At 36.7% G+C, this 20452-nt stretch carries 18 protein-coding genes and 1 riboswitch; of the genes, 10 read left to right on the top strand and 8 right to left on the bottom strand.

The annotated features are described in order from the left end of the window. The coding region (locus tag FC57_RS03980; RefSeq protein ID WP_056990012.1) for an SLAP domain-containing protein at positions 1-1155 on the top strand (1155 nt) is incomplete at its 5' end. A gap of 89 nt (positions 1156-1244) precedes the next feature. On the opposite strand, the gene FC57_RS03975 is transcribed toward FC57_RS03980, so the two are convergent. Next, positions 1245-2519, bottom strand: a complete 1275-nt coding sequence (locus FC57_RS03975; protein WP_007125895.1) for an MFS transporter — start codon at positions 2517-2519, stop codon at positions 1245-1247. A 107-nt stretch (positions 2520-2626) separates the two neighbouring features. Here FC57_RS03975 and FC57_RS03970 point away from each other — a divergent pair, with 107 nt between their 5' ends. Next, positions 2627-3466: a helix-turn-helix domain-containing protein gene (locus tag FC57_RS03970; protein WP_007125894.1), complete on the top strand. Its 840-nt coding sequence runs from the start codon at positions 2627-2629 to the stop codon at positions 3464-3466. Positions 3467-3517: 51 nt separating this feature from the next. Here FC57_RS03970 and FC57_RS03965 read toward each other — a convergent pair whose 3' ends face one another. Beyond that, on the bottom strand, positions 3518-4171 hold the full coding sequence (locus FC57_RS03965) for a CPBP family intramembrane glutamic endopeptidase (protein ID WP_040529497.1): 654 nt from the start codon (positions 4169-4171) through the stop codon (positions 3518-3520). Positions 4172-4259: 88 nt separating this feature from the next. Here FC57_RS03965 and FC57_RS03960 point away from each other — a divergent pair, with 88 nt between their 5' ends. Further along, complete coding sequence (locus FC57_RS03960) at positions 4260-5363, top strand: YdcF family protein (protein ID WP_007125892.1); 1104 nt, start codon at positions 4260-4262, stop codon at positions 5361-5363. A gap of 23 nt (positions 5364-5386) precedes the next feature. Continuing rightward, a complete protein-coding gene (locus tag FC57_RS03955) occupies positions 5387-7726 on the top strand; it encodes an ABC transporter ATP-binding protein/permease (protein WP_007125891.1) in 2340 nt (779 codons plus the stop codon). A gap of 38 nt (positions 7727-7764) precedes the next feature. On the opposite strand, the gene FC57_RS03950 is transcribed toward FC57_RS03955, so the two are convergent. Beyond that, complete coding sequence (locus FC57_RS03950) at positions 7765-8370, bottom strand: ECF transporter S component (protein ID WP_007125890.1); 606 nt, start codon at positions 8368-8370, stop codon at positions 7765-7767. Between the two features lie 110 nt (positions 8371-8480). Here FC57_RS03950 and FC57_RS03945 point away from each other — a divergent pair, with 110 nt between their 5' ends. Continuing rightward, positions 8481-9530: a BMP family lipoprotein gene (locus FC57_RS03945; protein WP_007125889.1), complete on the top strand. Its 1050-nt coding sequence runs from the start codon at positions 8481-8483 to the stop codon at positions 9528-9530. 99 nt (positions 9531-9629) lie between these two features. Here the strand turns inward: FC57_RS03945 and FC57_RS03940 are convergent, their stop codons facing one another. Continuing rightward, the gene (locus FC57_RS03940) at positions 9630-10457 is read right to left on the bottom strand and encodes an aldo/keto reductase (RefSeq protein WP_007125888.1); all 828 of its coding nucleotides are present in this window, start codon (positions 10455-10457) and stop codon (positions 9630-9632) included. Between the two features lie 119 nt (positions 10458-10576). On the opposite strand from FC57_RS03940, the gene nagB reads away from it, so the two are divergent. After that, positions 10577-11296 carry a glucosamine-6-phosphate deaminase gene (nagB, locus tag FC57_RS03935; RefSeq protein ID WP_007125887.1) on the top strand — a complete coding sequence of 240 codons (720 nt, stop codon included), beginning with the start codon at positions 10577-10579 and terminating at the stop codon, positions 11294-11296. A 42-nt stretch (positions 11297-11338) separates the two neighbouring features. Here nagB and FC57_RS03930 read toward each other — a convergent pair whose 3' ends face one another. After that, positions 11339-12538, bottom strand: coding sequence for an ATP-binding protein (locus FC57_RS03930; RefSeq protein WP_007125886.1), 1200 nt, complete (start codon positions 12536-12538; stop codon positions 11339-11341). 268 nt (positions 12539-12806) lie between these two features. Between FC57_RS03930 and FC57_RS03925 the strand changes: the two genes are divergently transcribed. Together FC57_RS03925 and FC57_RS03920 are read left to right on the top strand one after the other, a co-directional pair. Continuing rightward, on the top strand, positions 12807-13454 hold the full coding sequence (locus FC57_RS03925) for a deoxynucleoside kinase (protein WP_007125885.1): 648 nt from the start codon (positions 12807-12809) through the stop codon (positions 13452-13454). A 24-nt stretch (positions 13455-13478) separates the two neighbouring features. Continuing rightward, on the top strand, positions 13479-14165 hold the full coding sequence (locus FC57_RS03920) for a deoxynucleoside kinase (RefSeq protein WP_007125884.1): 687 nt from the start codon (positions 13479-13481) through the stop codon (positions 14163-14165). Between the two features lie 52 nt (positions 14166-14217). Here FC57_RS03920 and FC57_RS03915 read toward each other — a convergent pair whose 3' ends face one another. Next, on the bottom strand, positions 14218-15018 hold the full coding sequence (locus FC57_RS03915; RefSeq protein WP_007125883.1) for a Cof-type HAD-IIB family hydrolase: 801 nt from the start codon (positions 15016-15018) through the stop codon (positions 14218-14220). Between the two features lie 226 nt (positions 15019-15244). On the opposite strand from FC57_RS03915, the gene FC57_RS03910 reads away from it, so the two are divergent. Then, a complete protein-coding gene (locus FC57_RS03910; protein ID WP_007125882.1) occupies positions 15245-16552 on the top strand; it encodes an NCS2 family permease in 1308 nt (435 codons plus the stop codon). A gap of 70 nt (positions 16553-16622) precedes the next feature. Here FC57_RS03910 and FC57_RS03905 read toward each other — a convergent pair whose 3' ends face one another. Next, positions 16623-17822 carry an ATP-binding protein gene (locus FC57_RS03905; protein ID WP_007125881.1) on the bottom strand — a complete coding sequence of 400 codons (1200 nt, stop codon included), beginning with the start codon at positions 17820-17822 and terminating at the stop codon, positions 16623-16625. A gap of 140 nt (positions 17823-17962) precedes the next feature. Continuing rightward, entirely contained in the window at positions 17963-18697 is a 735-nt protein-coding gene (locus tag FC57_RS03900; protein ID WP_040529495.1) for a MerR family transcriptional regulator, read from the bottom strand. 235 nt (positions 18698-18932) lie between these two features. On the opposite strand from FC57_RS03900, the gene FC57_RS03895 reads away from it, so the two are divergent. Next, positions 18933-20243: an NCS2 family permease gene (locus tag FC57_RS03895; protein ID WP_007125879.1), complete on the top strand. Its 1311-nt coding sequence runs from the start codon at positions 18933-18935 to the stop codon at positions 20241-20243. Positions 20244-20339: 96 nt separating this feature from the next. After that, a riboswitch (purine riboswitch) is annotated at positions 20340-20437 on the top strand. Positions 20438-20452 lie beyond the last annotated feature (15 nt).

The raw sequence follows: 20452 nt of genomic DNA, 5'->3' as shown, positions 1-20452 counted from the left end.
ATGAGCGTTTCTGCTAATGCTCACACAGTTCAAGCGGCAGATACCAATGTCACTAACAAAATGATTATGCACACTTCTATTGCTTATAACAAAGATGGCAATAGTACTGGCACAAAATATAATGCATACAGCTATGCTAAATTAGTATCTAGTCCTGTAAAAATTGATGGTACTATTTACTATAAAGTTGCTGACAAAGATCAATATCTAAAGGCTACCAATATTGACGGTGTAACTAGAAAAATTACGCACAATACTTATATCTACAGAACCTCTACTCGTCGCACTAGTTATCAAAACAAGTGGAAGTTATACAAAGGTCAAACAATCACTACTTACGGTGGTTCTTACAGATTCAAGAACGGCAAGCACTATTTTAGAGTAGGTGGACCAGCTAAGCAATATGTTAAATCATACAACTTAGGGCCAGTTATCAAGGCTAATACAGTAATGGCACCAGGTAGTGATAATAATACTTCATCAAATACCACTACCAACAAACCAGCCAATAATACTCAACCGGTAGGTAACGAAGAAACTACTGTAACGGTAAATGACAGTCTTGGTACACCAATTATTACCTTTAGCCAAAACGGTAATGTTGTTCAAGTTAGAAATGCAAAGAACGGTGAAAAGTTCACAGTCGATTACTTAGAAAAAGGTTCTCGTGCTGATAAAGTTGCCGGTTATATTGGTCAATTTGGTGGAGACCAAGCTATTTACCGCATTAAAGGTACAAATAATTGGATTTACTCTATGGGAGTTAAAGTCGCTAAGAAGATCACTGCTCATGATTATGATCTTGAAAACTTTTCACTCATTAGATTCCCTCAAGCTGCTGATTTATACAATGAGAATGGTGCATCTTTGAATGCAAAAATGAAGAAAAACTATAAGTGGTGGCAAGTTGATAAGTTAGTTCACATTTGGGTTCCAAGTGAAAACAAAGCGGAAGAATTTTATCACCTTACACCATTTACTATTGGTGATGAAATAAGTTATATAGAGTATGCAACACATGAAATAGCTGCAAGTACAAATATTTATGATAAAGGTGCATATGTCAAAGTTAATGATGTGCAACGAGTTGAAAATAGTGTTAAATTAACTCCATCCAACACACCAGAAGAAGCACAAGCTGCTGCAAACAAATAAAATCAATTTTTCAATATAACCATATAAAAAGACTGACTTTTCAAAGAAGCCAGTCTTTTTTAATTAGACATTCTATTTTCTACTACAAGTTAAGCAGCTACTGTTTCACTTTTACTTTTTTTTACTCTATTTTTCTTCATCTTCACAACCATTACGACTGTAGTAACTAAGGTCATAGCTTCGATTGCAACTAAGATAGTCAAAGCCACGCCAACACCAGTTGCACCAGAAACAGTCGTCATCAAGGTAGTCATTGCCGGACCGGCTACTGTTAAAATTGTGTTTAACAAACCAGCAGTTGAAGCCAAAATCTTGTGTTCCACTGAAGTAACAAGCCATTGCTCTAATTTGATAGAAGTTACGCCAACTGTAGCTGCTAATAAGAAGAATGTAACCAAAACCACGTAAATGTTAGCGGTGAATAATGCGGCAGTGGCTACTACGCTTAAGCTGCATGCAGCAATTGTTAATGCGAAAACTGAAACTTTTTTAAGCAATTGTGGTCCAAACATTGAGCCTAATGCCATTCCTGCGCCTGAGATTACGCCAAACAAAGCTAAGGTAAAACTGTAAGTACCAATGATCATAGTTGAACGGTGAGCTGCCATCACGATTGTGTTCAATGGTTCGATAGTCATTAATGAACCATTGAGCAACGCAATTACTAAAACGATTGTCAATAAGCCTTGTTGTTTCTTAACTTGGCTAAAAGATGACTTCATAGTCGCAAAGAATTTTTGGTCATTTACTTCTTTGCTTTCAAGTGGCTTTTCATCTCTCTTATGCTTCAAACCAACACTTGCAAACAACAAACCTGCTAATAAGAAAGTTGCTGCATTCAAAAATGCTAAATTTGAGTATGACATTACCAACAAAAGTGCTGAACCAACGAATTGGGCACTCATACTGATAACTTGACTAACACCGCTAGTGAAGCCGGCTGCTTCGCCGTAATCCTTTTTACCAACAATATCAACAATTAATGGTGTCACTAAGCCACCTGAGTATGAACCAATCGTGTCTGATAAAAAGTTAACGATCACAATGATAATTACCAAATTCCATTGTGAAACCTTGCTGATAAAAAGCAGTCCTACTAAACCGTAGAGAACAAAACGAACAACAGCTGCTAAGAAGATGTTTTGGAACTTTTTCTTAGTTCTATCAGCTAAGTAGCCGCCAAAGATTTCAAATAATCTTGGTACTGATTCAGAAATTGCAATTAATGAAAGTGCTAAGGAGTAATTCTTTAACTTACTTGCGTAAGTCATGAATGCCAAGTAAAAAAGAATATCACCTGCGCTGGAAAGAAAACTTGCTACTGAAAATCTTCTGTAATCACTATTTTTAAGAAATACGTTCATAATGTCTAACCTCTTTTTCTTTATTTCGTTTCTTGTTGAAATTATAATAATATGAAAATGAGGTTAAAATTCAAAAATGGCGTATATGACATTTTTAGGAGAAAAACATGACTATTGGTGAACTACTCAAAGAAAAACGATTAGCTGAAAACAAAACCCAGAAGGAATGGGCTGGCAACATTATTAGTACTTCCTATTATGCAAAAGTTGAAAAAAATCAGCATCGCATTGCCGCGGAAGATTTACTCGCTCTGCTTAAACATAATGACATCTCGACCACCGATTTTTTCAAAGAATTAGAGGATAAAAAGGATGATTTTCATAAAGAATTAAATTCTTTAACCAAAATATCAATCGATGCCGTATATCATTCTGATATCGGTCGAATTAAAGAAGTTATTCGCACTATTGAAAAATTGGACGTGCCGCTCAAACAAAAAGAAGCTTTCATTTTAGTACATAAAGGTTTTATTGAATTAGTAAAAGAAGATTTAAACGACAACTATCAACCAGATAAAAATGTTATCCGAGCTTTAAAAGATAAAATTTTTAGCATTCCAAATTTCACTAGATTCAAATTAGAACTTTATACCAACTTTATGACATTCTATGATTACAAAACTAATATCATGCTGACTAACCAAATAATTCACAAAATCGATCAGTTTAACAATGATAAAGAGCTATTGGCGATTACTGGAATTTTAAGTAATTTACTTTCACAACTACTTGAAGAAAAACATTATAAAGAAGCTTTACCTTTCTTAAAAATTGCTGATAAATTACCTGCGATACCAGATTTATATTTACCCAAAACATATATTGCTTTGCAAAAATATCTTATTGACTATCATTTTAATAAAAAACAGGAAGATCTGGATAAAGCCAAAACAATTATTAAGACCTATCAAATTACTGGTCTTGAAGATTTTGGCAAAAGTGCATAGAAATTTATAGATAAAGCAAAAAAGGACTAACAGTTAGCCCTCTTTTTATCATTAAATAAATCCCATGCCGTTATAGCACATGTGCACAAGCATTGAGTATCGGATATCCTTCGTCTGCATATAAACCCAGGCTAAGATGATCCCTAACACCCAATAAACCAAAATAAATTTGCTAAAAGTTGGATCATGCATATAAGCAAACAAAAAGCCACTAGCTGCAATTCCCAACCATTTATTTATCTTCGTTGGCTTAGTAAAGAAGATGTTGAAGAACATCCCTCTAAAAATCAATTCCTCACAAAACGGCGCAATGAATACCACCATAATTCTAAACAGGCCTTCATTGTGCTCTGCTATTTTATTCAAACTTTCTTGATTTTCAGAAACACCGCCACCTACAAATTTAAGCATCATAGCAGAACTTACTATAATCAAGACAAAGCCGATCAAAGCAGTCAAAACTCTACTTGAATCCCAGTGTGGACTTTCATTGAATCCCCAGAGATTATTTTCCTTTAATTGCCCGCGATACAGATACGCAATCACAAACAAAATAATTACCGTTACTAAAGCCGTAACGAACACACGCATATTCCCTAAGTGAATTCTTTGCGGCGTAAAATAAAATAGCTGCAGTGTAATATACAATGCAAAAGCTAAAATTGCACCGGCAATATTCCCCAGGTAATGTCCTATTTTCCTCATTTTTTCATTCACACCTTGATTCTTTAAGCTTTTATGTATTATTTCCATTATAATGGAAATAATTAAAAAAGCCTAAGGAGGACTACATATGTTGAATGAGATCATCGCTTTTTTGGGGAGACGCGGTGAATTTTTTTATATATCAGTTTTCATGCTACTGATCTTTTTAGTGTTTTTAATATCATGGCTAGTTGAGCCACGACGCCTCATCAATGGTGTTTTATTCACCATCTTCTTAATTTCAATGGTATCGTGGATCACCGTGATGGTTCATAAAAGCACGAGTCATGGCCTGCAACGAGCTTATGACTTCTTTGTTCTAGCTGTCTTCTTCTGTATAACCATGCTATTAATTTTTGCTTGGCTCTTCCTATTCTGGAATGCCTATTTCGTTTGGAAATACGAAAGTCATACTCTGCCCAATTTGCTAACCTTGATTTCCGGGGTGATTGCCTTAGTCCTCAGCATTATCTTTCTCTTTGGACCAGGACAATATCTGCCACACTGGCTTAGCGCTTTGCTCGCTTCCATTCCAGCGATTGCTATTTATCTGGGATTGGTTTTATACAACTTCCTACTTAACTTACTCTTGTACCAGATCTATCCACGCCGTTACAAGCAAGATTATCTGATCGTTCTTGGAGCCGGCTTAATCAATGGCGATCAAGTTTCCAAATTGCTGGCAGCCTGCATTAACCGTGCTATTCAATATTCCAACCGTCAATACCAAAAAGGCAGAAAACGGCCAATTCTCATTATGTCTGGCGGACAAGGTCCTGATGAAAAAATCTCTGAGGGCTTGGCAATGGCCCGTTTTGCTCACCACCGTGGCGTTTCACCTGATCAAATTCTGATTGAGGATCAATCAAAAAATACTTACCAAAACATGCTTTTCTCTAAACGCTTAGCCATTAAAGATTTTGGCAGCAACAAGTTTAGAGCTACCTTCTTTAGTAACAATTATCATATTTTCAGAGCAGGCCTTTTGGCAAAAGAAGTAGGCTTGAAAGCCAATGGTGTTGGGGCTTTTACCCGTTTTTACTACTTGCCTAATGCCGTAATTCGAGAATTTGCCGGTGTGTTTGTCATGCATAAACGCCGCCATTTCGTTATCATGGGATTATTAGTTTTATTCTTCATCCTGCAAGCTATTTTAGCTGCAACGGGACTCGTTAAATTTAACGTCCTCTAAAACTAATTAGAAGGGAAAACGAAATGCTACAGTTAAAACATATTTTTAAATCATACAAAGTTGGTGACAATGTCACTCATGCCTTGGATGATGTTACCATTTCCTTCCGTGATCAAGAATTTGTTGCTATTTTAGGACCTAGTGGTTCTGGTAAAACAACTATGCTGAATGTAATCGGCGGACTTGATCGCTACGATAAAGGCGATTTAATTATCAATGGTAAATCAACTAAGAATTTTAAAGAAACTGACTGGGATGCTTATCGCAACAACACCGTCGGCTTTATTTTTCAAAACTACAATCTGATTCCCCACCTTTCAATTATTGCGAATGTTGAATTGGGAATGGATCTTTCTGGTGTTCCTGCAAAAAAGCGGCGAGAAAAGGCACTTAATGCTTTAACTCAAGTTGGTTTAAAAGAACACATTAATAAACGTCCCAACCAATTATCTGGTGGACAAATGCAGCGTGTAGCCATTGCACGAGCTTTAGCCAATGATCCTGATATTTTGCTTTGTGATGAACCAACGGGAGCCTTAGATACAGAGACCTCTGTCCAGATCATGAAGCTAATTAAAAAGCTTTCTAAGGATCGTCTGGTTATCATGGTTACGCACAATCCAGAACTAGCAGAGCAGTATGCGACCAGAATCGTTAACTTCCAAGATGGAAAGATTCGCCATGACTCTCAACCTTTTGAACCACAAGAAGAAAACGATCAATTTAATTTAAAGCGGACCAAAATGTCTTACTGGAACGCAATTAAGCTTAGTTTTACCAACATTATGACTAAAAAGGGTCGAACTATCTTAACTGCCTTTGCTTCCAGTATCGGCATTATCTCCATTGCGGTTGTTTTAGCCATCTCTAATGGTTTTCAAAAACAAATCAACACGACAATGAGCAAGGCACTTGCCAAGTACCCTATTTCCATCTCGCAAACTGCTACCGATATAACTACTGCCAATCAGCGGAAAGAATCTGACAAGAACGTCAAAAATCGGGGCTACATAACAGCACAAAAGGATCAGAATCAACAGGCGCAACATACCAATAAGATTACCGAAAAGTATGTTGATTATATTAAGAATATCAATCCTAATTACGCCAATAATATTTCCTACCAACGAGGCGTGAATCTGAACTTGCTATCTAAAGTTAATGGCAAGATTGAACGCGTACAGTTCTCAAACGCGGATCCAGATCAAAGCGCATCTATCGTGCAAATGCGTGCGCAAGCTATGAGTACTATGGGTATTGGTACCTCTGTTTTTCCAACTACTTTGAACAAAAACAAAGGCTCATTCCTAAAGCAAAACTATCAATTGCTATCAGGTAGCTGGCCAACCAAAGCAACAGATCTTGTTTTAGTAACCGATAATAAAAATACCGTTAACATCAATTCTTTAAAAAATCTTGGTTTTGATGTCGACGATAATGATCAAGTTAAATTTGATAAATTAGTCGGCAAAACTTTTAGAGTTGTTTCTAACAATGACTACTATCAAGAATTGCCTACAGGAATGTTTATCCCTAAGAAGATTAGCCAATCCATGTTTGATAATGCAAAAACTAAGTTGCGTTTGGCTGGTGTAATTCGTCCCAAGAATTCAGACTCAATGGCTTTATTATCAACGGGAATTGCGTACAGCGATCAGCTTTCAAAACAAGTTATCGATGACAATATGAATTCAGCTATTGTTAAAGCACAAAAGAAGAGCAACCGCAGCGTTTTAACCAATCAAAAACTAAACGCTAATGAGAAAAAAGCTACTATGCAAACTCTCGGCGGTTCAAGCATCCCTACTGGCATCATGATTTATCCCAACAACTTTGACGATAAAGATAAAGTTCTTGATTATCTTGATAAATGGAACAAGGGCAAAAAGAAAGCCGACAAGATCGTTTACACCGATATGTCGAGTGCTGTAACCTCAATGACTGGTGGTCTGCTAAGCGGAATTACTACCATCTTGGTTGCTTTTGCTGCCATTTCATTGATTACCTCAATGATCATGATTGGTATCTTGACCTACACTTCAGTTCTTGAGAGAACTAAAGAAATTGGTGTATTAAAGGCTTTAGGTGCTCGTAAGAAAGATATTACACGTGTATTTGACGCTGAAACGTTTATCCTTGGCGTCTTTTCTGGCGTGTTAGGTATCTTTATCGCCTACCTGCTCACCTTCCCAATCAACAGCATCATCTACAAGCTGACCGATTTAGCAAATGTAGCACAGCTAGATCCGATGGCTGCATTGATTTTAATCATTGTATCAACCGTACTCACCCTGCTGGGTGGTCATATCCCTGCCAGAATGGCAGCCAAAAAAGATGCCGCAATTGCTTTACGAAGTGAATAAGCTCAATAGAAAAAGAGACGCGTTGCGTCTCTTTTTTTCTATGCTCTTTTCATTACTAAATTCAGCGGTGTAACAATAATTGGGACAACTACTGCAGTAAATATAGCTTCAAATATGCCATTAACTCCTAACGCCATAATTAATATCAGAATTAATGGCGTACTTGAACTATAGTTGCCCAGATAATGTACTAAGCTAGCTGGGTCATGCATAAAGAATAAGCTGGTTAGCACAATCACCATAATGGTATTAGTCAACGAAGTTACCGCTCCGCTTAAAATATAACCTAATTTTGCATATTTTGTTTGATTTAAATACTTAGCAATTAATCCAGGAAAGTATCCTGCCAAAATGCTAGGCACTAACGAAATTACTGGATTTTGGAAAAGCATTAGGCTAACCATATCGCCCGGCTGCGTATAAGCGACAATCAAGCGGGTAATTCCCCAGAAAAGGCCAAAAATAAATCCTGCTTTTGGTCCCATTAATGTCCCATAAACTGCAATTGTTAGCGGAATAGTGGTAATTGCAGGAAGTGCTGGGATAATTCTAATGTAGCCAATGTTAGGTACAAAAGTTTGCATGATTAATATTGCAGCAAATACCGCTGTAATTGCCATGCGCTTCGTTTCTTCTCTTCTCATTATTTCTCTCCAATTCACAAAAAGTTACTTAAAAATTAAAACATGAATAGGGAATTTTTGCAGTAAATATACTTGCTTTCCTGTACAATTAACTAAAAAAGGGAATTATTATGAAGTTTAAAAAAGCAATTTTATTGATCTTATTAACTGCGACTACACTGACAGGCTGTGCTAATCAAAATAAAGCAGAAAATTCTAGTTCAAAATCGATCGCTCTAATCACGGACGGCAGCGGTATTAATGACCATTCTTTCAACCAATCCGCATGGGAAGGTTTCAAGGATTACGGTCAAGAATATAAGTTAAACCAAGGGAGAAATGGCTATCAATACTTCCAATCTAAAAACTCTGGTGACTTTTCAAAAAACATCGCTAAAGCTGTTAAAACTAAATATCAAACAATTTTTGGCATTGGCTATAAATTAAAAGATGATATCTCAACTGCAGCTAAACGTTATCCTAATAAAAACTTTGTGATCATCGACGATGTCATTAAGAATCACAAAAATGTAGCCTCTGTCACTTTTAGAAAAGATGAGGGTGCTTATTTAGCTGGTGTTGTTGCTGCTAGTGAATGCAAGACTGGTCGAGTTGGTTTTATCGGTGGTTCCAAAAGTGGCATTATTAACTCATTCAGTTCAGGTTTCACCCAGGGCGTACAAGATCAAGCTAAAAAGATGCATAAAAAGATCACTGTTTTTCATCAATATGTAGGCAATTTTACTGATACAAATAAAGCTAAAAGCATCGCCAGCGGGATGTACGGCAAGGGCGCTGATATTATTTTTCATGCAGCAGGCGGTGCTGGTAACGGATTATTTAAAGAAGCAAAATTCATTAATCAAGCTCGCCCCGCCAAAGATAAAGTTTGGGTAATTGGCGTTGATGCAGATCAATCTGACCTGGGTAATTATTTCGCCAAAGGTGGTCAAGAAGCCAACTTTGTTTTAACTTCTGTAATTACCGGTGTTAATGTAGCGACTAAAGATATTGCGAGTCAGGCTTATCAAGATAACTTTCCTGCCGGTAAAAAGCTAGTATACGGTCTGCGTAGTGGTGCCGTTTCACTCCTCCCTGGTCAAATAGACCCGAACGCCTGGAAGAACGCACAAATCGCAAAGCAAAAAATACTAGCTGGCAAAATCAAAATAAAAAATTAAAGAGCTGTTCCACATGGAACAACTCTTTTTTACACATATTCACAGACTTATCCACAAGATATAGTGACTATGCACTTGATTAAATACTATATCTTGATACTAAATTACTGCTAATGGTGTTTTCTCAGTTGGCATTGGAAAATCACTATTAATTAACCGCAATTCATCATCTGTTAATTTGATATTTTGTGCTTCAATATTTTCTTTCATATGCTTTACTTTGCCTGCTTTAGGAATTGAAAGGACATTGCCATTCCGCATCGTCCAAGCAAGCATAATCTGGTGTGGCGTAACGCCATGATCGCGCGCAACAATCTTCAAGTTTTGTGTGATTCGAATTGTGTTGCCTTTACCTGAATTAAATGGTGAGTAGCCAATAAAGCTGACGTGGTGCTTTTCCTGCCAGCCCTGCAAATCAAATTCAGTGCCTCGCTCACTTAAATTGTACAGATCCTCATTGGCAAAGCACTTTGTTCCACCAGGTACTGTAAACAGCTCTTCCATATCGCTGGTATCAAAGTTCGAAACGCCCCAGTGACGAATTAATCCTTCTTTTTGCAAAGCTTCTAAACCGCGAATCGTATCTGATAAACGGTGACTGCCACGCCAGTGCAGTAAGTATAAATCTAGATAGTCCGTACCTAATCTTTTCAAACTAGCTTCAAGGCTCTGACGCTCTAGTTCTGGCGTTGCATGATAGGGATAGAATTTTGAAATCAAAAACAGTTTGCTTCTATCATAGCCCTTGATTGCCTCACCTATCAGTTTTTCACTTTTTCCTTCGCCATACATCTCAGCTGTATCGATTATATTTAATCCATTATCTAGTCCATAACGCATAGCTGCTATTTCATCTTTTTTCTTCTTAGGATCTTCACCCAGATTCCAAGTTCCTATGCCTAAACCTGATAACTTTTCAAAATCCATCCTCGTTCACTTTCTCTATCCAAATTCTAACATAGTTAAGATTATTTCTTTCTATCAATTGACAAAATGGTCTATTCCATTTTATAATGGACTAGACCAGTAAGTAAGGAGGATTTATTATGAAAGTTATCGTTACAGAAAACAAAATTCAAGGTGGAGCAAGAGCTTTTGAAATCTTTGAAAAAGAAATCAGAAACGGAGCCAAGGTTTTAGGCTTAGCTACTGGTTCCACTCCTGAAACACTTTATCAAAGTTTCGTTGCCAGCGATCTTAACTGCGAAAATCTTATTAGCATCAACCTTGATGAATATGTTGGTTTAAAACCAGATAATCCTCAAAGTTACCACTACTTCATGCAAAAACACTTATTTGATAAAAAGCCTTTTAAGAAATCCTACATCCCCGATGGCATGACTAAAGACGTTGCTGCTACTTGCAAAGCATACGATCAAATAATCAAAGAACACCCTATTGATCTTCAATTATTAGGCATCGGCCGTAACGGTCATATTGCCTTCAATGAACCTGGTACTCCATTCGATATAGGAACTCACGAGGTTAAGTTAACTGAGAATACAATTAAGGCTAACTCTCGTTTCTTCGATAATGAAGATGAAGTACCAAAGAGCGCTATCTGCATGGGATCTGCTAATATTATGCAAGCTAAGAAGATCATTTTAATGGCCTTTGGTGAAAAGAAAGCTAAAGCTATTAAAGAAATGATCGAAGGTCCAGTTACTGAAGACGTACCTGCTTCTATTTTGCAAAAGCACCCAGATGTAACTGTCATTCTTGATACGGCAGCTGCCCAAGAATTAGACGATAAGTATAAGAACTAAAACATATTTATTTTAAAGAAAAACGGTTAGGTAAAATTATACCTAGCCGTTTTTGTTGTCTAATAACCAATCAACCACATTTACAATTGGGATACCTTCAATTCTAGTATTTTCAGGTATTTCCTCGGTAATTACCATTCTCTTAAAACCTGTTTTCAACTTCAGAAGGTTATCTGTTTCATGCGTGTTTTCTGGAATCTGCCGAGTTACTTGAATATATTCAACATCATCGACTTTTCTAGCAATAAAGTCAATTTCGACATCGTCCAATTTACCTACGCTAACATCATAACCACGTCTTTTTAACTCTAAATACACAATATTCTCTAGTTGATTTCCATAATTGCCTGCTCGTCTACCTATCGCTTGACGTCTAAGCCCTGTATCTACAATAAAGTATTTGCCATTATTAGATAAGAACTTTTTACCACGTAGATCATACTGGTCCACTTTATAAAAAAGAAAAGCGTCTTCCAGTAAGTCCATGTATCTTTGAACGGTATGGACATTTGTTTTTATTTGATTACTGGTTAATGTGTTAGCAATCTTAGTTGGCTTAATGAGTTGCCCTACGTCATCTGCCAAAAAGCCCACAATGTCACGTAGCACCGAAATGTCACGTAAGTTTCCTCTTGCGGCTACATCATTCAAGATTACTGCATCGTAGATTCCTGATAAAATAGTATCTTTAATATTCTCTTTAGCAAGTACTACAGCTGGGAAGCCACCATAATTACGATATTCACGAAAAGCTTTGATCAGACGATCAGAATCTTCGCTAATTCCTTTAACTTGCAAGAATTCTTTGAATGAAAATGGATAAATTGGAATTTGAACATATCGACCACTAAGCATAGTTGCAAGCTCACCTGAAAGCATCTTAGCGTTAGAGCCAGTGACTGTAATATCGCAGTCAAAAGATACACGAACGCCATTGATCACTCTTTGCCAGCCATCCACATTCTGAATTTCATCAAGTAGTAGATAAAAATGATGGTTTTTCGGCATTAATGGATCTAATACTTTATGAAGAGTAGCTTCATCTCTAACCATACTCATTTCATAACTTTCCATATTAAGATAAATAATATCTTCCGGTGGAACGTCATTTTCTTTTAGATAATCACGATACTGCATTAATAAAACGGACTTGCCGCTTCTTCTAACTCCAGTAATAACTTTTACAAAATCATTATTGGTCAAATCTTTTAATTGATTTAAATAGTAGGTTCTTTTTAACATAGTGAATCATACTTCATTTCTAACAAAAAATATTGCCTAATTGAATTATACTTCATTTTAACAGTATTTTTTGTTTAAAATGAAACATATTTCACTTTTTACCTATTTTTTACACAAAGTGAAGTATATTTCATTTCTATCCGATTTTTTTGTAAAACATCATTTATTCTATTGACTTTTCACCCATTTAGCTAATTGAAAAAGTCCTTGCGTGACTACCAGATATTGACTAAACTATTAAAGCAACCCTATATCTGGTAGAAAGAATGTGATTCAAGTTATTGTTTTAAGTGGGCCAATTGGAGCCGGAAAATCCAGTTTAACTAGTATTTTAGCTGAGCATTTAGGTACACAAGCTTTTTATGAAGGTGTTGATAGCAATCCAGTTTTGCCTTTGTATTACAAAGATATGAAGCGTTACACTTTTTTGCTTAATACCTACTTGCTCAACCACCGTTTAGCACAGATTAATCAAGCTATTCAAGAGAAAAATAGTGTTTCTGACCGTTCTATCTATGAAGATGCTTTGTTCTTCAAGATGAACGCTGACAGCAAAGTAGCTGATCCAACCGAGTTCAAAATCTATGATGATCTGCTTGAAAATATGATGGAAGATACGCCAGGCAATCCAAGCAAGAAGCCTGATCTATTAATCTACATCCATGTTTCGCTTGATACCATGCTTGCAAGAATTAAGAAGCGTGGTCGAGCTTTTGAACAAATCAGCTCTGATCCAGGATTGAAAGATTATTATGCTAGACTTTTGAAATACTACGAACCATGGTACAAGAATTACGATGCATCCCCTAAGATGATGATCAACGGTAACAAACTCGACTTCGTTACTAACATGGATGCTCAACGTGAAGTACTCAAAGAAATTGACGAGAAGTTGCACCAAATCGGCAACTTATAGATATAGATAAAAAGAAGGAACGTGATGACAGTTATTGTTTTAAGCGGGCCAATTGGAGCCGGAAAATCCAGTTTAACAGGTATTTTATCCAAATATTTGGGAACCAAGCCATTCTACGAAAGTGTTGACGACAATCCAGTCTTGCCACTTTTTTACGCTGATCCTAAAAAATACGCATTCTTATTGCAAGTATATTTCTTGAATACACGCTTTCACAGCATTAAAGATGCTCTTACTCAAGATAATAACGTTTTAGACCGTTCTATCTACGAAGACGCTCTTTTCTTCCAAATGAATGCAGACATCGGTCGTGCTACTTCTGAAGAAGTGGACACCTACTATGAACTCTTGCACAACATGATGGGCGAATTGAAGAGAATGCCTAAGAAGAATCCTGATCTGCTTGTTCATATCAATGTCTCATATGATACGATGATCAAACGGATTAAGAAGCGTGGTCGTCCATACGAGCAGCTGAGCTATGATTCAAGTTTGGAAGATTACTACAAGAGATTGCTTCGTTACTATAAGCCATGGTATGAAAACTATGATTATTCACCTAAGATGGAAATTGATGGTGACAAGCTTGATTTCATGGCTAATCCAGAAGATAAGCAAACAGTACTTGAACAAATTACAGCTAAATTAAAAGAAATGGGTAAATTGCCAGAAGATTGGGATAAATCTACTGACATTCAAATCGAGGCATAATTCCCCAGGAAATAATAAACGCGTTAGGATGTTTTCCTAACGCATTTTTATTTTATTCCAAATCATCTAGTACCTGTGCAATGCCATCATGATTATTATCTAGGGTTATATGATCGCTGCCGAATTTCTTCTGCAAATCTACTGGAGCGTTGCCCATCAAATACGGATGCCCTACTTCTTCCAACATTTCTTCATCGTTGTAGTTATCACCAAAGGCAATACAATCTTTTAGCGGTACCTTATATTCTTGTGCCAGAATCTTAACTGCACTAGCTTTGCTTACGCCCTTTAATACTACCTCAAGCAAAATTTTCGAAGATCTAACAAAACTCAAATCTGGAAATTTAGCAATCAATTCTTTTTGCATACGATCCAAATCTTCTGGCTCACCCATAATTAAAGCCTTGTGTACGCCCTGCAATTTCACTATTTTTTCAATTGAAGCAGGGGTTGCTTTCACATCAACGATTTTCTCTTCATGCTCTACTCTGGGACTCTTTTTTTCGGCACAGTACCACACATAGCCGCTATAAATGTTCCACGCGGAACTATTATCTTGTTCATCGACATAGCGGCAAATTTCTGCCGCTTTTTTTGCATCAAAGAAACGAGTAACTAAAGCTCGACCAGTTTCATCCAATGCCAATGCACCGTTATATGCAATTAACGGGCAAACCTTCAGAATCTGACCAACAGCAGTCATCATCCCCTTAGGAAGCCGTGCGGATGTTGGTACAAAAATATTGCCTTTGATAATCTGCTTGCGAATTGCATCCCGCGTCTTAGGCGTTACCTGCAGATCATCATTAATTAACGTGTCATCAATATCTGAAAAAATAAGTTTTGCGGACATCTTTTCACCTTTATTCTAAATTAACAAAGTTCTTCTTATATTTAAGAATAATGCTAAAAGAATGGGAATGAAAGCCAATTCAATCCGATTCGCTTTGTTTTAAACAAGGGTATTTTATCCTAAAGTTTCTCTTATAATTCGTATTTACAAATTTATTTTTGAATGATAAAGTATAAGAGTTGCTTCTCAGAAGTAAAAACACGAACAATTCTTTGGAGAGAGAATAATGAATTTTATCAAAAACTATTTTCAATTAGATAAGTACAAGACCAACATTAAAGTAGAATTTATTGCTGGTTTAACTACTTTCATTAGTATGTCGTACATTTTATTCGTTAACCCTAGCGTTTTAGGTGCCTCAGGCATGAATACCGGTGCCGTATTTACCGCTACAGCTTTAGCAAGTGCCCTTGGTACGGCGATCATGGGGATCGTTGCCAATTATCCTATTGGTGAAGCACCTGCATTAGGAATCAACGCATTCTTTGCATATACCGTATGTATTGGGATGCACGTTAAGTGGCAAACAGCTTTAGCTAGTGTCTTTGTTGCTTCAATCATTTTCATCTTAATTACTTTATTTAAATTAAGAGAAAAGATCATTGACTCTATTCCAGCCGACTTAAAGTTTGCCATTTCTTCAGGTATTGGTTTATTCATTGCCTTTTTAGGTTTGCAAAATGGTAAATTAATCGTTGCTAACAAATCAACATTGGTTGGCTTAGGTTCACTTCATGACCCACTCGTTTGGGTAACTATTTTCGGTTTATTAGTAACTGTTATTTTGATGATTTTGCAAGTTCCTGGTGCTATTTTCATCGGTATGGTTTTGGCTGCCGTATTTGGTATCTGCACCGGTCAAATTGCTTTACCACACAAAATCATTTCTACCGCACCTAGCTTGGCACCAACTTTTGGTCAAGCTATATTCCACATTAAAGACATTAATACCGTTCAAATGTGGGTTGTTGTTTTAACCTTCTTGCTCGTTACTTTCTTCGATACTGCTGGTACTTTAATCGGCTTGGCTCAACAAGCTGGTTTCATGAAGAACAACAAGATGCCACGTGTTGGTAAGGCCTTAGCTGCCGACTCAAGTGCGATGGCTGTTGGTTCTATTCTTGGTACGTCACCAGTTGGTGCATTCGTTGAATCAAGTGCCGGTATTGCCGTTGGTGGTCGTACTGGTTTAACCGCCGTATTTGTAGCTATCTTCTTCTTGATTTCAATGATCTTCAGTCCACTTTTGGGCGTGTTCACTAGTCAAGTAACTGCTCCTGCCTTGATCATCGTTGGTGTTTTAATGGCACAAAATACAGCACATATCCATTGGAACAAGTTGGAAATTGCCGTTCCTGCATTCTTAATCATTTTAGGGATGCCATTGACTTACTCAATTTCAGATGGTTTGTCATGGGGTATGATTACTTACCCAATCTGCATGATTTCTGCTAAGCGTGGTAAAGAAATCAGCCCGATGATGTGGGTACTATTCGTAGTATTCCTGATCTTCTTGTGGGTACTGAATTTCTAAAGTAAAAACAATAGATAAAGAAAGGACTAAGTTCGAATTTGAGCTTGGTCCTTTTTTGCTTGTACTTATTTTATTTTTCCAACAAGAAGTCAATAATATTCTGGTGGATAATCCCATTACGGCTCATGTCAAATCTATCCATCGAAAGCACATACTTAGGATAGTTATCAGCAACATCAGCATATGCACCGAATTCACGGTCAATCGTTGCCTGACTACCCAACATATAAGTCACTTGGTAGTACCGCTTATCACTGCCTTTTTGAGCCACAAAATCAATCTCTTTTTTATCATTTAGTCCTACAGAAATATGGTATCCACGACGCAAAAGCTCAATAAAGACAATATTTTCAAGAATCTGATCAATATTTTGCTGATTATTGCCAACAATAGTTTGCCGCAAACCATGATCTGTAATGTAATATTTATCATTAATGCGTAAATTCTCTTTGCCACGCAGATCCGTTCGAGGAACACGCGTAAATAAGTACGCATCGCAAGTATATGAAATATAATCAAGAATCGTATCTGCAGAACTTCCCCTGTGTTCACTTTTAAGGAATTTAGCAATACCTGTTGCCGAGATAGGATGCCCTATTTCACTGCTTAAATAGCTGATTATTCTTCTAAGTAGATCTACATTTCTAATTGCATGACGATCAACAATATCCTTTAGAACTACAGAACTATAAATATCCTGCAGGTACGTATCACATGCTTGCTGATCAGAATAGATCAGTGACAAGAAAGGCATTCCACCTATTTCTACATAAGTAGCAAAATCACGATCTAAGTTTTGCCGATCAGAATTAATTGCTTCCAAAAACTCACTGAATGAAAAAGGATAAACCTTAATTTCAACATATCGACCAGCAATTTCAGTTGCTAATTCTCCTGATAACAGTTGAGAATTCGATCCAGTAATATAAATATCGCAATTATAAGTTACACGTAAAGAATTAATTGTTTTTTCCCAGGATTTAACTCTTTGAATTTCATCAAGGAAAAGGTAAGCTTTGCCATCAATCTGGTTAATTCGTTTAATTAATTCTTGGTTAAGTGCTTGATAATTGAGCAGGAATTCATATTGTAAATCTTCAAAGTTAATGTAAATGAAATTAGCTCTATCTTTCCCACGTTGTACCAATTCATCTTGAATCTGTTGCAACAAAACTGATTTTCCACTACGGCGAATGCCTGTAATTACTTTAATAATATCTTTATCAATAAATGGACTAATTCGATTTAAATATGTAGTTCGTTTAATCATGCGTTCACCTCATTTATATCGATTATAATCGATATAAATGCTAAAATCATTAATCTTATCGATTATACTCGATAAGATTATAAAAAAAGAGCCTTTTATCGAGTATATTCGATAAAGGCTTCTTATATTTCCCAGGAAAATTATCGGGTAATCTCTAAACAATATGCCTTGTGATGACAATGCGGACATTCTAATTTCCTAAATTTAGGCGTATGCGCTGAAAAGATAAATGTTTTCAAAGATGGTACAAACTTAGTACCACAGTTTGGGCAAACATATTTTACCTGGTTATAGTAATACTTAGTTAAAAAGGCAGTCGATCCAAATACTAAAACCAGCATAATCACGATGCTGATAATCATCGCAACTAATGAATTAATTTGCTTAAATTGGTAGGCACTAAAGATCCCGATTGCTTCAATTAGCAAAATACCTACGCTGAATAGCCACATCCGTTTCCTTAAATTAGTTAATCTAGTTTCTTTTTTCATAATTTGGGCAATGTCGACGAGATTATTTGAATCAATTTTCTGTGTAGCAATTGTCTTGCTTAACCGCCGCAACTGCTTTTGTTGCTGTTCTAAAGAATCAATTTTGCTTTCATTTTCCATAATCTGCTTCTGGAATAATAACTGCAGTGAATCAGAACCACTCTGGTCACTAAGCAATTCCTTAATCTGCTTAATAGAAAAATCTAGTTGTCTCAAATAATTAATCAGTTCTAATTTTTGAATTTGCTCTTCGCCATAGTAGCGATAGCTGTTTTCACCAATGAATTCTGGCTTAACCAAATTTTTCTGATCATAAAAGCGAATCGCACGTGGCGTCATTTTTAGTTTTTTTGCTACCTCGCCAATGGAATATTTTTGCGACATTGCTTTCACCTCCTGATTTAAATATACGGGTTTACGTAGGGTTAAGGTCAACAATTATCTTAAATGAATTCGCATTCATTGCAAAAACTGAACAAATAGCTTGAATTTTATTGAAATTATTAACTATTTAAGTATAATTAAAGTTGATTATTCGGTATCTACTATTTTTTATTCGCAATATCTTTAGTTTATAGAATAAAATCAGATATTTTGCGAACTTTTCTGGAGGAATTACATGAATTCTATCAGCAAATTTTTTCATTTAGATGAGAATCACACCTCATTTAAAACAGAATTGCTAGCTGGGTTGACTACTTTTGTAAGTATGTCCTATATTCTTTTCGTTAACCCTAATGTTTTAGGTGCCAGCGGTATGAATAAAGGAGCGCTGTTCACCGTTACTGCCTTATCGGCCGCTTTCACTTGTATCGTAATGGGTTTGGTTGCTAACTACCCCATTGCATCCGCACCAACATTGGGACTGAACGCATTTTTTACCTACACAGTATGTTTAGGGATGCACGTTAAATGGCAAACTGCTTTAGCTGCCGTTTTTGTTGCTTCGATCCTCTTCATTTTGCTTACTATTTTTAAAGTCCGTGAAATGATTATTGATGCCATTCCTGCTGATATCAAATATGCAATTTCAGCTGGTATCGGTTTGTTCATTGCTTTCATTGGTCTTCAAGGTGGTAAGCTTATTCAAAACAGTGACTCAACTTTAGTTACTATTGGTGGTCTTAACAATCCAACCGTTTGGATCACTATCTTTGGTTTGATCGTTACCATTTTCCTAATGATTGCACGCGTACCTGGTGCAATCTTCATCGGAATGATTGCTGCGGCTGTCTTCGGTGTAGTTATTGGTCAAATTCCAATGCCTAAGGGCGTGATTTCATCTGTCCCAAGCATCGCACCAACTTTTGGTCAAGCAGTCTTCCACATCAGTGATATTAATACCGTTCAAATGTGGGTTGTTGTCTTCACCTTCCTTTTAGTAACTTTCTTTGACACGACCGGTACTTTAATCGGTTTGGTTCAACAAGCCGGCTTAATGAAAGACAACAAGATGCCTCGTGCCGGTGAAGCTTTAGCCGCTGACTCTTCAGGTATGCTTGTTGGTTCAGTACTTGGTACTTCACCTGTCGGTGCCTTCGTTGAATCAAGTTCTGGTATCGCAGTTGGTGGTAGAACTGGTTTAACCGCAGTTTGGGTTGGTATTTTCTTCCTAATTTCTACTATCTTCAGCCCAATCTTAAGTGTCTTTACTACTCAAGTAACTGCACCTGCCTTAATCATCGTCGGAGTTTTAATGGCTGAAAACTTGGCTCATGTACACTGGACTAATCTCGAAATTGCCATTCCTTGTTTCCTCATTGCAATCGGAATGCCTCTTACTTACTCAATTTCAGACGGTTTAGGCTGGGGCTTAATCGTATACCCAGTTTCAATGATCGCAGCTAAGCGTTTCAAGGAAATCACACCAATGATGTGGATTCTGTTCGTAGTGTTCATTATCTACTACGTGGTTTTAAACGTAAAATAATTTCATTAATAAAATACCTTCATCTAAGCAAGCAGTTAATAGCTGCTTGTTTTTTGTTTCCCAGGAAATTTGCGTAGACCACGAATTTCTGCTAGAATACTTAACAATCAAGTTATCTATATATCGTCGAAATAAGGTCGACAGTATCTACCCTGAGCCATAAATTCAGGACTATAGGTATCAGACGTCATAATTTTATCAAGGACATC

Source organism: Lactobacillus ultunensis DSM 16047, from assembly GCF_001436305.1.
Classification (GTDB): domain Bacteria; phylum Bacillota; class Bacilli; order Lactobacillales; family Lactobacillaceae; genus Lactobacillus; species Lactobacillus ultunensis.
This window is presented reverse-complemented; position numbering and strand designations above follow the sequence as displayed.